Source organism: Paeniglutamicibacter sp. MACA_103 (assembly GCF_045798555.1).
Taxonomy (GTDB): Bacteria; Actinomycetota; Actinomycetes; order Actinomycetales; family Micrococcaceae; genus Paeniglutamicibacter.
The window spans coordinates 1-12,720 of sequence record NZ_JBIXLN010000045.1; the positions used below are offsets into that span (position 1 = coordinate 1).

The following is a 12,720-nucleotide window of genomic DNA, read 5'->3' on the forward strand; positions in this document are numbered from 1 at the left end:
CACCAATTCCTCCACGCTGGGCTCCTCCAAGGTTGCCTCGGCGACCAACCGACCAAAACAGGTCTGCAACATGCACTTCTTCAACCCGGCGCTGGTCATGAAGTGCGTCGAGGTGGTCCGGCACGAGGACACCAGCCAGGAAACCATCGACGCCACCATGGAACTTGCCCGTTCCATGGGCAAGTCCCCGGTGCTGGTCAACAGGGAGATCCCCGGATTCGTGGCCAACCGCCTGATGGGTGCGCTGCGCGATGAGGCCCTGCGCCTGCAGGAGGCCGGCATCGCCAGCATCGCCGACATCGACACCACCGCCAAGACCGCGCTGGGCCACCCCATGGGCCCGTTCGAGCTCATGGACTTGGTGGGCCTGGATGTCAGCTACCTGATCCGCATGGCCACCTTCGAGGAAACCGGAGACGAATCCGACCTGCCGCACCCCGACGTGAAGGCGCTCTACGAGGCCGGCCGCTTCGGCAAAAAGACCGGCTCGGGCTGGTACGACTACGACGGCACCGGCGCCAAGAAGTAATCCCCTCCCGGCACCGCCGGCCGGGCCCCCAAAACGCACGACACCGAAGCAAAGGAAAAACACCATGGCAGAGGCATTCCTCATTGGCGGGGCCCGCACCCCGGTCGGCCGCTACGGCGGTGCGCTGTCCTCCGTGCGCCCCGACCACCTGGCCGCCATCGCCATCAAGGCCGCGGTGGAACGCGCCGGGATCGACCCGGATGCGGTGGACGAGGTCTTCTTCGGCAACGCCAACGGCGCCGGCGAGGAAAACCGGAACGTCGCACGCATGGGCTGGCTGCTGGCCGGCTACCGCGACCATGTCCCGGGCATCACGGTCAACCGGCTGTGCGCCTCCGGGCTCAGCGCCATCATCATGGCCAGCCACATGATCAAGGCCGGCGCCGCGGACATCGTCGTCGCCGGCGGCGTCGAGTCCATGAGCCGGGCACCCTGGGTGCAGGAAAAACCCACCAAGGCTTTCTCCAAGCCCGGCGACATCTTTGACACCTCCATTGGCTGGCGCTTCGCCAACGACCGCTTCACCACCGGGGACCTGTCCCGGGGCGGCAAGATGACCTATTCCATGCCGCAGACCGCCGAGGAGGTGGCGGAGGTCTACGGCATCAGCCGCGAGGACGCCGACGCGTTCGCGGTGGCCTCCCACGAGCGTGCGCTCGCGGCGATTGCCGCGGGCCGGCTCACCGAGGAGATCGTGCCGGTGAGCATCCGCGGGCGCAAGGGAGAGACCGTGGTGGACACCGATGAGGGACCGCGTGCCGGCACCACCGCCGAGGTGCTGGCCGGGTTGCGGCCGATCATCAAGCCCGGAGGCGTGGTCACCGCCGGAAACTCCAGCACACTGAACGACGGCTCCTCCGCAATTGTCATCGCCTCCGAGGCAGCGGTGAAGAAATACGGGCTGGTTCCGCGCTCCCGCATCATCGACGGCGCCTCGGCAGGCACGGCCCCCGAAACCATGGGCATGGGCCCAGTCCCCTCCACCTTGAAGGTGCTGGATCGTGCAGGCTGGGGCATCGGGAACCTGGGTGCGGTCGAGCTCAACGAGGCCTTCGCCTCGCAGTCGTTGGCGGTCATGCGGGAACTGAAGCTCGATGCGGACATCGTCAACAACGACGGCGGCGCCATCGCGCTGGGCCACCCGCTGGGCTCCAGCGGGTCGCGCCTGGTGGTGACCCTGCTGGGCCGAATGGAACGCGAAAACGCCAACCGCGGCCTGGCCACCATGTGCGTCGGCGTGGGCCAGGGAACCTCGATGCTCCTGGAGCGCGTCTAACCGTCGGCATAGAGGCGGGTCACGGCGTCAACGAGGTCGCTGAGCCCGCCGGGAGGTTCGTCCCGCCACCACACCAGCCGCACTTCGATCCGGGGGCCGTCCTTGATGGGGCGATAGATGACGCCCGGGCGTGGATGGTGGTGCGCCGTGGCCTCGGCCGTGGTGCCCACGCCGCGGCCCGCGGCAATGGAGTCCAGCCAGCTGTCGACGTCGGTGGTTTCGATGAACGTGGGGTGTTGGCCCGCACCGCTCCACAGGTGGCTGTTGGTGGTCCCTGCACGGGGGTCGATGACCACGGTGCGCTGCGCGACCTCGGCCATGCTCACCTGGCGGCGCCGCGCCCACTGTGCGTCGTCAGAGGCGAAGGCGACCACTCGGCGTTCCAGTCCCACCACCACCGAATCGAAGCGCCGTGCATCGGCGGGTCCGCGCATCACCGCCACATCGCAGAGCCCCTCGGCCAGGCCGGAGGTGGGCAGGTTCTGCCTGACCAGTTGGAGCTCGATGGCCTCGTGGTCACGGTCCCAGTCGCGCTGCAGGCGGGCGGTGTGCCGCCCGAGCGCCGCCCACGCGTACCCCAGCCGCAGGACGCCGTGGCGGCTGTCCAGGAATCTGGTGAACCGTTCGGCCTCGGCGAGCACCTTGCGGGCCTGGGGCAATACCTGCTGACCGGTGCTGGTGAGCTCGCAGCCTCGCGGCACCCGGCGCAGCAGCCTCTCCCCCACTGTCTTCTCCAGTCCCGCGATGGTGCGTGAGACCGCGGCCTGCGAGACGAAGAGCCGTGCGGCGGCATCTGTGAAGGATCCCTCCTCGGCCGCGGTGACGAAGTACCTCAACTCCCGAAGATTCCAATCCATGACCAAAGTGTATGGCAGACCCAAAATATGCACTGGGATTATGCCGTAGGGGACCCTACGGTGAGGACATGAAGCCCCTCGACGCCGCAGACCCCCGGCAGAATGTTCCCGTCGCCGTCGCGCCGTTGCGCGCCACGGCGGCCACCGGGCGCCGGCGGGGAACCGGGTTCGCGTTGATGCTGGCCAGCTCGGTCTCGAACCAGGCCGGTGCGGCCCTGGGGTCCATGGCGTTTCCGGTTATCGGGCCGGTCGGCGTCGTAGCCGTGAGACAGCTCGTCACGGCACTCGTCTTGGCTCCGATCGTGCGCCCCCGGCTGCGCGCACTGCGCAAGGACCAATGGCTGCCGATCCTGGGCCTGGCGCTGGTGTTCAGCGTGATGAATCTTTCCCTCTACGCCGCGATCGACCGCATCGGGCTCGGCCTGGCCGTCACGCTGGAGTTCCTGGGTCCGCTCGGCGTCGCCATCGCTTTTTCCCGCCGGCCGTTTGACGTCGCCTATGCGCTGCTCGCGGGCGTCGGGGTCATTGTCCTAATCAACCCCGGTCCGGCTACCGATATCTTGGGCATCACGCTGGGCCTGGTTGCCGCCGCGGGGTGGGCTTCCTACATCCTGCTGAACCGCACCTTGGGGCAACGGTTGCCGGGCCTGCAGGGGACCGCCGCGGCGAGCATCGTCACGGCCGGCATGTGGGTGCCCATCGCGATCTTCTGGTTCCTCGCCCACGTACCGAGCGCCGGCGCCCTCGGACTGGCCGCCGCCTGCGGCCTGCTGTCCTCGGTCGTCCCCGCCATCGCCGACCTGCAGGCCCTGCGGCGGGTTCCGGCCAGGATTTTCGGGATCTTCACCAGTCTGAGCCCCGTGTGGGCGGTTCTCGCCGGATGGGTCATGCTCCACCAAGCCCTGCAGGCCAACGAATGGCTGGGAGTCGGGCTGATCGTCCTGAGCAACATCTTCGTTTCCGTGCGGGGACTGGCCATATCCCGGACCCGGACGGTTTCCGATACTCGGGACCCGGATGACGGCGCTTGGTGAGCTTCCCGCATGCCGCCCGCACCCGCACCATGGCTTCGATATCCGACCGACACGGGACCGAGCTCGCGCCGGTTCCGCGAGAATCGTGGGTCCATAGCCAGACAATCCCACATCTTCCAGGCAAACCACTTGACGTTGCCACACAAACGGGCATAAAGTCATTCAAACACAGATTCATGTGTGGCACGTCACTGGATGCGAGGAAGCAATGTTTGCCGAAGAACGGCACCGGCTGATCACCGAGATGATCGCCGGCAACGGGAAGGTCACCGTCGCCGAACTCTCGGCACGCTTCGACATCACCCGCGAGACCGTGCGGCGGGATTTGGCGCAGCTGGAGTCAGAGGGCACGCTGCGCCGGGTCCACGGCGGAGCGGTTTCGACCCTTGCCGCCAGCACGCGGGAGGAAAGCCACAGCGAACGCAGCACCATCCACGCCGATGCCAAGGCCCGCATTGCCAAGGCCGCCCACCGGCTCCTGCCCGGCGACGGCGTCTCGGTGATGCTCGACGCGGGAACCAGCACCGAGATCCTGGCCGGGCTGATTGCGCAGAACTCCGCCAACACCCCCTCGCTGGTGATCACCCACGCCCTTCCCATCGCCGCGCGCATCGCGGCAAACCCCGAGATCCCCCTGGAACTCATCGGCGGCCGCGTCCGCGGTTTGACCAGCGCCGCCACCGGGGCCGGGACCGTCGAACAGTTCTCCCGGCTCAGCGCCGACATTGCGTTCCTCGGCACCAACGCCCTGCATTCCACCTTCGGCCTCAGCACCCCTGACCCCATGGAGGCCACGGTCAAGACCGCCATGGCCGCCAGCGCCCAACGCGTCGTCGTGTTGGCCGACTCCTCCAAATTCGAAAGGCTCACCCTCGTGCAATTCGCGAAGCTCGATGCGATCGACACCCTGGTCACCGACGCCGCCCCGACCGGCGAACTCGCCGCGGCCCTGGAGGCGGCGGACGTGGAGGTGGTGCTGGCATGATCGTCACCCTGACCATGAACCCGGCGCTGGACACCACCATCGAGCTCGGTGCCCCGCTGGCCCACGGCGGCGTCCAGCGCTCCCTCGGCAGCCACACCCAGGCCGCCGGAAAGGGCGTCAATGTCTCCCGCGCCATCGCATCCGCGGGCGTGAAGACCCTCGCGGTGCTGCCCGGCGCTGAGACCGATCCGCTGTTGCGCCGGCTGGTCGCCGATGACCTGGAGCACCGCTCGGTGCACATCGGCGCGCTGCTGCGCACCAACATCACGCTCACCGATCCCGACGGCACCACCACCAAGATCAACGAACAGGGCCCGGTGCTCAACGCCGCGGTGCTTCAGGAGATCGTGCGCGTCGTCGTGGACGTCTCCCGCTCCGCCTCGTGGCTGGCGCTCGCCGGCTCGCTGCCGCCGGGTGCGGATCCAGGTTTCTACGCGGACCTGGTTGCCACGGTGCGCGAAGCCCTGGGAGACGCGGCCCCGAAGATCGCCGTGGACACCTCCGAGGCGCCGCTTCGGGCATTGTTCGCCGCTCAGGTGCAGCAACTCCCGGACCTCATCAAGCCCAACGCCGAGGAACTTGCCGAGCTTGCCGGCCAGGGCTCGGCAGAAGCCTTCGAGGACTCGCCCACCGCCACCGCCGCGGCGGCCCGGGCGCTGCTGGACCGGGGTGTCGGCACCGTGCTGGCCACCCTGGGTGCCAACGGCGCGGTGCTGGTCAATGCCGACGGCGCCTGGCACGCAACGCATGCACCGATCACCCCGCGCTCCACCGTTGGCGCGGGAGATTCGGCCCTGGCCGGATACCTGCTTGCAGATGAAGCAGGTGAAACCGCTCCCGGGCGGCTGGCCCGCGCCGTGGCCTACGGTTCGGCCGCGGCGTCCCTTCCGGGCTCCGCTATCCCCACTCCCATCCAACTGGCTCCAGACGCAGTGAGCGTCGAAGAGCTGACCCTGATCCCAAGGACGATGTCATGATCGAACTCATTAATCGCGGTCTTGTCAGCCTCGACGCCAATCTGGGCGCCAGCACCGCCGAGGTCATCGAGCAGCTGGCCGCCATGGTTGCGGCCGCCGGCCGCACCACCGATGCAGACGCGCTGGCCGCAGACGGCAAGGCCCGCGAGGCCAAGACCGCCACCGGCGTGCCTGGCGGCATCGCGATCCCCCACTGCCGCTCCACCGCGGTGCTCGAACCGACCCTGGCCATGGCCCGGCTGGCCCCGGCCGTGGACTTCGGCGCCAAGGACGGCCCGGCGGACCTGGTGTTCTTCATCGCCGCCCCCGAGGGTGCAGACCAGGCCCACCTGAAGCTGCTCTCCAAGCTGGCCCGCGCGCTGGTCAAGAAGTCCTTCACCGCCGCCCTGCGCGCCGCGACCACCGAGGACGAAATCGTGGAGCTGGTTTCCGCTGTGCTCTCCGATGACCCGGCGGCCGCCGCCGCCGCGGTTGCGGCGACCGAGACTTCGGCACCGGCACCGGCAGTCGAGCCGGCCGCTGCCGCCGAGGCGCCCGCCGCGGAACGCAAGCCCCGGATCGTCGCGGTCACCGCCTGCCCCACCGGCATCGCCCACACCTACATGGCCGCCGACTCGCTGGCCCAGACCGCCGAGGAACTTGGCGTCGAGTTCGCCGTGGAAACCCAGGGGTCCTCGGGCTCCACCCCGTTGTCCAAGGCAGTCATCGACTCGGCCGACGCCGTGATCTTCGCCGTGGACGTGGACGTGCGCGACCGCTCCCGCTTCGCCGGCAAGCCGCTGATCCAGGTCCCGGTCAAGCGCGGCATCGACGAGCCCGCCAAGCTCATCAACGACGCCATCGCCGCCTCCAAGGACCCGAAGGCCCGCCGCGTCCCGGCCGGCACCGGCGCCGAGGAGTCCACCGAGTCCACGTCCAAGGAATCCTTCGGCGGCGGGCTCAAGCGCGCGCTGCTGACCGGCGTTTCGTACATGATTCCCTTCGTCGCCGGCGGCGGGCTGCTCATGGCGCTCGGCTTCCTGCTCGGCGGCTACGCCATCACCGACGTCGTGGATGACGTCCTGGGCGCCAACACGCTCTTCAACCTGCCCGGTGCCGACGTGGTGTCCCAGATCGGTGCCCCGTTCGGTCCGCTTGGCGTCTACATCGGCGCTGTTGCCTTCAAGATCGGCAACCTGTCGATGGCCTTCCTGGTCCCGGCGCTGGCCGGCTATATCGCCTACGCCTACGCGGACCGTCCGGGCATCGCCCCGGGCTTCACCGCCGGTGCGGTTGCCGGGTTCATGGGTGCAGGCTTCCTCGGCGGCATCGTCGGCGGCGTGCTCGCCGGCCTGGCCGCCCGCTGGATCACCTCCTGGAAGGTCCCGCGCTGGTTGCGCGGTTTGATGCCGGTGGTCATCGTGCCGCTGCTGGGCTCGATCATCGCCTCCGGGTTGATGTTCCTGCTGCTGGGCGGACCGATCGCCAAGCTGACCGTGGGATTGAACAGCTGGCTCTCGGGCATGACGGGAACCGCCGCCGTGGCCTTGGGCCTGATCCTGGGACTCATGATGGCAGTGGACCTGGGCGGTCCGGTGAACAAGGTCGCCTACTCCTTCGCCGTTGCCGGACTGGGTGCCGGATCGATCGCCGAGAACCCGGCACCGCTGATGATCATGGCCGCGGTCATGGCCGCCGGCATGGTCCCGCCGCTGGCCATGGCCCTGGCCACGGTGGTTTCGCCGCGGCTCTTCACCCCCGCAGAGCGCGAGAACGGCAAGGCGGCCTGGCTGCTGGGCGCTTCGTTCATCTCCGAGGGCGCGATCCCGTTCGCCGCCTCCGATCCGCTGCGCGTCATCCCGGCCTCGATGGTCGGCGGCGGCATCACCGGCGCGATGATCATGGGCTTCCAAGTGCTCTCCCAGGCGCCCCACGGCGGCATCTTCGTCTTCTTCGCCATGAACAACACCTGGCCGATGTTCCTGGTAGCCACGATCGTTGGAACGATTGTCTCCGCCGTCCTGGTGATCGTTCTGAAGAAGTTCGTCCGCAAGCCCGTCGTGCAGACGGTTTCCGTCGAAGAGACCGCCAAGGTCGCCGCGTAACAACCCCGCTTCATCCACGTCCACGACTGAAATACCCAAGAAAACAAGGAGCCACCATGGCAGAACGTATTGCAACCATCGCCAGCCGCGTCGGCCTTCACGCCCGCCCGGCAGCCATCTTCGCCGAGGCCGCCGGCAACGAAGACCTCGAGGTCACCATCGCACGCGAGGGCGAGCCGCTGGAGGACGCGCTGGATGCCTCGAGCATCCTCTCCCTCATGGGCCTGGGCGCCTCGCACGGCACCAAGGTCGTCCTGCGCGCCGAGGGTGACGGTGCCGAATCGGTGCTCGAAACCCTGGCCGCGATCCTGGAAACCGACCACGACGCCTAAGCACCGTCCCGGCGTTTGAGCCCTCGTGTCCCGGGTGGAACTTCCCTGCGAAGCCCCACCCGGGACACCTGCGTTTCCGGGACCTTGCGCCTTTGCTCCGGCTGTTGCAGGAACCGCCCCCAACGGGGACGGATCGTGGGGTCTGCCTGCACTATTGACCGTGGTGTTCCGCGCCGCCCGACGGCGGGGCCGTGCTTTCGCGGACCACCAGTTCGGGGGCCACGCTCTCCGGGGAATGCTCCAAGCCCGGATCGGCCATGTAGCGCAACAGGTGGGCGACGGCACGTCGGCCGGTTTCCTCAAATGATTGTCGGACCGTGGTCAACGGCGGCAGGCTGTAGGCTGCCAGCGCGATGTCGTCGATGCCGACGACGGATACGTCCTCGGGCACCCGACGGCCAAGTTCGTGCAGGGCGCGCATGACGCCGAAGGCCATCTCGTCGCTGGCCACCAGGATGGCGGTCACCTCCGGCATCCGGCCCAGAAACTGGCCGTTGCGGTAGCCCGATTCGGGCGTCCAATCACCGTGGAGCTCGGGAGGGACCTCGCAACCTGCCTCCTGCAATGTCTCGCGCCAGCCCGCCACGCGGGTTGCGGAATCGGACCATTCGAGGGGGCCGGCAATGTGCCATACGGTCTTGTGCCCGAGATCGAGCAGATGCCGCGTGGCGAGTCGGGCGGCCTCTGTCTGGTCCACCGCCACGACATCGGCAGCCGAAGTCCGCGATCCGTCCACTGTGACCGTCGGTACCCGCCGGGTGATCCGTTCCAGGGGTTCATCGACATCGATGAGGGGCACGGCAATGATGAGCCCGTCGACGCCCTGGTCGACGAGGCGCGTGATCGCCTTGCCGATGGCAGAGGATGCCAGCGACGGCGTCGTCGCGGTGTTCACGACGTACCCGTGGGCGCGCGCCTCGTTTTCGATGCCCAGCGACAGCGAGGCCCTAGAATAGAAGTTCGTGGCCAGCGTGATGACCCCCAAGGTCCTGCTGTGACCGGTGACCAGGGCGCGGGCCGTGTTGTTGCGCCGATACCCCATCTTTTCGACCACGTTCAGGACCCGGCCTCGGGTTGCCGGCTGTACATTCGGGTGATCGCTGAGCACGCGTGAAACGGTCTGCGCCGATACCCCGGCGGCCATGGCGACATCGCGCATCGACGGAGCACGTTCGGACGAACTGTTCATGCGCTGCGGCCCCCTCGTCGTTTCCATGAATCCTTCCGTTCCATCCTATGCCGGACCCGCCCCACCGGCCGTGCCGCCACCGGCCCCCGTGCTTCGTGCCACGCGCCGCCTGGTCTCGGCAAGAACCGTCAGTGGGGCGGCACCGGTGACCAGGCCGCCCTCCTTCACGAAGCCCTCCTCACGCCCGGAAAGGGCCGCGATGAGCCGGCCACGGCAGAGCGATTCCTCCCGCGCATGGTCGGCGTCGCCGATGAGGTTGTGCAGCTCGCCGGGATCGGCCACGAGGTCAAAGAGCTGTTCACGCCCCGACCCCGATGCCCAGATGTACTTCAGCCTCCCATCGGTGATCCATTGGATCGATTGGCCGAAGTAGGTGTGCTCGCCGTGCAGGTGGTCCCGGGCGGGCGCTCCACCGCCGTCGAGCATGGGTGCCAGGGAGAAGCCGTCTACCGATTCGGGGATGTCGACTCCTGCCAGGTCGAGCAGGGTCGGCATGATGTCGCGCAACTCGACCACATGGTCCACCACCTGGCCGCTGGCCCTGCGCGGGTCGTGGATGATCAGCGGAACCCTGGCGGACCCTTCGTACGGCAGCGCCTTGCGGAACATCTGGTGGTCGCCCAGCATCTCGCCGTGGTCGGAGGTGAAAGCAATGACCGTGTTGTCCCGCAGGCCGAAGTCGGCCAGGGACTCGAGGATCCGGTTGAGCTGCAGGTCCAGTTGCGTCATCAACCCGTAATAGCCCTGCCGGGCCCTGCGCACGACGGCGGGAGGCAGCTTTGCCAAGGCCGCCTGGTAGTCGCCATCCCGCCGGTGTTCCTCCCAGTCCGCGATCCAGTCACCTACCGGCAGCTCCTCCTCCGGAACGTGGGCGTATTGTTCCATGGCCCAGGCCGGTGGATCGTAGGGCGGGTGCGGGCGGTGGAAGGAAAGGTACAGGAAGAAGGGCCTGGTCGGGTCACGCCGATACATCCACTCAATCGCTTGGGTGCCGAGCCAGTCGGTCGGGTGCAGCCGCTCGGGCTTGTCCCACGGCCGGACCGAGACGGAATTGCAGTTCACCCCGGAATCGAAGTATTCCTCCTCGGGTGCCACCCCCGGCTGACGGCGCAGCCAGGGGACATAGTCGTCGAAGAACCGGAAGTCCTGCCGGTGTTCGCCTCGCGCATGGTGGAGGTAGCCGTCGTGCAGGATGACGTCGTCAAAACCGATGCGTGCCCGTTCCGGGTAGACGTGCATCTTGCCGATCGCCTGCGTGTGGTACCCGGCACGGGAGAATTCGCCGGGCAAGGTGACCGGGTGGGCGGCGTCAAAGGGAACACCCTCTTCGTAGCCGACCCGGCCGTGGCGTTCCTGGGACTGCCCCGTGAAGAGGGCGGCCCGGGCGGGCACGCAGGTCGGAGTCGCCGAGTAGGCGTTGGTGAAACGGGTGCCGGTCCGGGCCAGGTCGTCCAGGTGGGGTGTCTGCACGAACGGGTGGCCGGCCGCCGAGAGGCAATCCCCGCGCCATTGGTCGGCACAGATGAGGATGACGTTGGGACGCGCGTGAGGCACGGCGTCCTGGCTAGAAGGTCTCAATGAATTCCTCTGTCATGCCCAGGGAGGGTCCGGTGTGGATCTCGATCCGGTCACCGAGGCCCTCCAATTCCAGAACGGACACGATGTTTTCCCCGGATGCCAGCAAGGGAGCCGGCACGTACAGGGTAGCCTGAGGCCCGCGGTTCCAGTAGCGGCCCAGCAGGAAACCGTTGATCCAGACGAATCCCTTGACCGAACCGGGCAGGGCCAGGAAGGCGTCGGCGGGTTCGTCCACGTCCAGCACGGCGACCGCCAGACCCGGCGCGGATTCGGAAGACGCCTGCGGCAACCCGGGAGCTCCAACGGGTGCCGTTGCGCCCGGGCACAGCTCCTCCGGAGCGAGTTCGGCCAGGGCGAGGTGGCGGTGTTCCCACCCGTGGACGAGGCGTCGCCCGATGAGCACACCCCCGACGATGCCCTTGGTCTCGCCAAGCCGGGAGCCGTAGTTGATCCGGCCCTGGTTCTCCACGATGATCTCCAAGTCCACCCGCTCCCCGGTACCGCTGAGCTCCAGGGTTCGGCCGGGCTCGTTGCGGTCCAGCGTTCCGACCCGGTGTCCGTCAACGTGGACGTAGGCGCGGTCGCGCAGGCCTTCGATGGAGATGCCTATCGGCCCCTCGGGCAGGATCGGCCGCGCACGGTAGACCACCATGCCGGCGTCTACCCCCAGTTCCTCGAACGTCAGCGGGTGCGCGGAAGTGACCGGATCCCCGGCCCGCCGGGCGAGCGCGAGCAGATCGACGCGGCGGACCAGTGGCAGCTCGGCGGAAGGGAGCGTGGGCGGCGGGTCCGCCAGGTGAGCGGGCACCGGCTCGGCATCGGATCCGAGGAAGACGGCTCGCATGGCATGGAATTTCGGGGTGAGCGCACCGTTTTCGGCCACGGGGGCGTCGGAGTCGTAGCTCGTGATGGTCGGCTGGAAGGTTCCGTCAGCGAAATTCGCTCCGGAGGTCAGACCGAAGTTGGTTCCCCCATGGGCCATGTAGAGGCTGACGGATCCGTCGACCTCGAGGATGTCCCGAACGACCTTGGCCGCGTCGGCCGGTTCCCGCACGTGGTGCTTCTCGCCCCAGTGGTCGAACCAGCCATTCCAGTATTCCGCGCAGAACAAGGGTTCCCCGGGACGGCGTCGACCCATGAACTCGGCGTGGTCGCCGGCCCCGCTGCCGAAGGTTGCAGCCGCGAAGGTCCCCTCGAGGGTTCCTCCGTCGAACATCAACTCCGTGGGCCCGTCAGCGGTGTACAGCAGTTCGGTCACTCCACGGTCGAGCAGTTCGCCGCGCAACCAAGCCAGGTAGTCGGCGTCGTCGCCGTAGCTGCCATATTCGTTCTCCACCTGGACGGCGACGATCGGGCCGCCGTGGGCTGCCTGGCGTGGAATGAGGACGGGCATGACCAGGTCGAGCCAGCGCGCGACCTCGGTCGTGAACTCCGAGGTCGCGCAGCGCAGCCGTCCCATCTTCCCGCGCGTGACCCACCAGGGCAGGCCGCCGTTGTCCCATTCGGCACAGATGTAAGGACCCGGGCGAACGATCACGTCCAGGCCCGCCTCGGCGGCAAGGTCGATAAACCGGCCGAGGTCGCGCCGGCCAGTGAAGTCGGGCCGGCCCCGAACCGCCTCGTGGAAGTTCCAGGGGATGTAGGTGTCCACTGTATTCAGGCCCATCGCCGCCAGCCGCTCCAGCCGGTCGGCCCATTGGGAGGGGTGCACGCGGAAATAGTGGATCGATCCGGAGAGGATGCGGTGCGGCTTCCCGAAACGGAGGAACCCCCCGTCGCGTACGGCCAGCGCCGCCGAGGTCCCCGCCACGGCGGTCTCCGGATACGTTTCCTGCAGCATTGAATTGCTCACTTCCTAAGGTCTCGGTTGGCGGTGGTG

General features: G+C 68.1%; 11 protein-coding genes. 7 read left to right on the forward strand and 4 right to left on the reverse strand.

The window, feature by feature from the left end; translation table 11 throughout:
- Positions 1–529, forward strand: a 529-nt coding sequence (locus ACIPVK_RS17850; protein ID WP_407613327.1) for a 3-hydroxyacyl-CoA dehydrogenase family protein, incomplete at its 5' end; no start/stop codon positions are given.
- Between the two features lie 64 nt (positions 530–593).
- Positions 594–1,805: a thiolase family protein gene (locus ACIPVK_RS17855; protein WP_407613328.1), complete on the forward strand. Its 1,212-nt coding sequence runs from the start codon at positions 594–596 to the stop codon at positions 1,803–1,805.
- Here the strand turns inward: ACIPVK_RS17855 and ACIPVK_RS17860 are convergent.
- A complete protein-coding gene (locus ACIPVK_RS17860; protein ID WP_407613329.1) occupies positions 1,802–2,662 on the reverse strand; it encodes a LysR family transcriptional regulator in 861 nt (286 codons plus the stop codon). The two genes, ACIPVK_RS17855 and ACIPVK_RS17860, sit on opposite strands and share 4 nt — an antisense overlap.
- A 68-nt stretch (positions 2,663–2,730) precedes the next feature.
- On the opposite strand from ACIPVK_RS17860, the gene ACIPVK_RS17865 reads away from it, so the two are divergent.
- The 5 genes from ACIPVK_RS17865 (at position 2,731) to ACIPVK_RS17885 (ending at position 8,074) form a co-directional block, all read left to right on the forward strand.
- Positions 2,731–3,696 carry an EamA family transporter gene (locus ACIPVK_RS17865; protein ID WP_407613330.1) on the forward strand — a complete coding sequence of 322 codons (966 nt, stop codon included), beginning with the start codon at positions 2,731–2,733 and terminating at the stop codon, positions 3,694–3,696.
- Between the two features lie 208 nt (positions 3,697–3,904).
- Positions 3,905–4,681 (forward strand): DeoR/GlpR family DNA-binding transcription regulator, encoded by a 777-nt coding sequence (locus ACIPVK_RS17870; RefSeq protein ID WP_407613331.1) that lies wholly within the window; start codon positions 3,905–3,907, stop codon positions 4,679–4,681.
- Entirely contained in the window at positions 4,678–5,658 is a 981-nt protein-coding gene (locus ACIPVK_RS17875) for a 1-phosphofructokinase family hexose kinase (RefSeq protein ID WP_407613332.1), read from the forward strand. The genes ACIPVK_RS17870 and ACIPVK_RS17875 overlap by 4 nt, the downstream gene beginning before the upstream one ends.
- The gene (locus tag ACIPVK_RS17880) at positions 5,655–7,742 is read left to right on the forward strand and encodes a fructose-specific PTS transporter subunit EIIC (RefSeq protein ID WP_407613333.1); all 2,088 of its coding nucleotides are present in this window, start codon (positions 5,655–5,657) and stop codon (positions 7,740–7,742) included. Before ACIPVK_RS17875 ends, ACIPVK_RS17880 begins: the two co-directional genes overlap by 4 nt.
- Before the next feature lie 56 nt (positions 7,743–7,798).
- A complete protein-coding gene (locus ACIPVK_RS17885; protein WP_407613334.1) occupies positions 7,799–8,074 on the forward strand; it encodes an HPr family phosphocarrier protein in 276 nt (91 codons plus the stop codon).
- A gap of 151 nt (positions 8,075–8,225) precedes the next feature.
- On the opposite strand, the gene ACIPVK_RS17890 is transcribed toward ACIPVK_RS17885, so the two are convergent.
- Genes ACIPVK_RS17890 through ACIPVK_RS17900 form a run of 3 tightly spaced genes read right to left on the reverse strand, consistent with a single transcriptional unit; the run spans position 8,226 to position 12,681 of the window.
- On the reverse strand, positions 8,226–9,263 hold the full coding sequence (locus ACIPVK_RS17890) for a LacI family DNA-binding transcriptional regulator (protein ID WP_407613335.1): 1,038 nt from the start codon (positions 9,261–9,263) through the stop codon (positions 8,226–8,228).
- 45 nt (positions 9,264–9,308) lie between these two features.
- Positions 9,309–10,841, reverse strand: coding sequence for an arylsulfatase (locus tag ACIPVK_RS17895; protein ID WP_407613336.1), 1,533 nt, complete (start codon positions 10,839–10,841; stop codon positions 9,309–9,311).
- Positions 10,828–12,681 (reverse strand): glycoside hydrolase family 35 protein, encoded by a 1,854-nt coding sequence (locus ACIPVK_RS17900; protein WP_407613337.1) that lies wholly within the window; start codon positions 12,679–12,681, stop codon positions 10,828–10,830. The genes ACIPVK_RS17895 and ACIPVK_RS17900 overlap by 14 nt, the downstream gene beginning before the upstream one ends.
- Positions 12,682–12,720 lie beyond the last annotated feature (39 nt).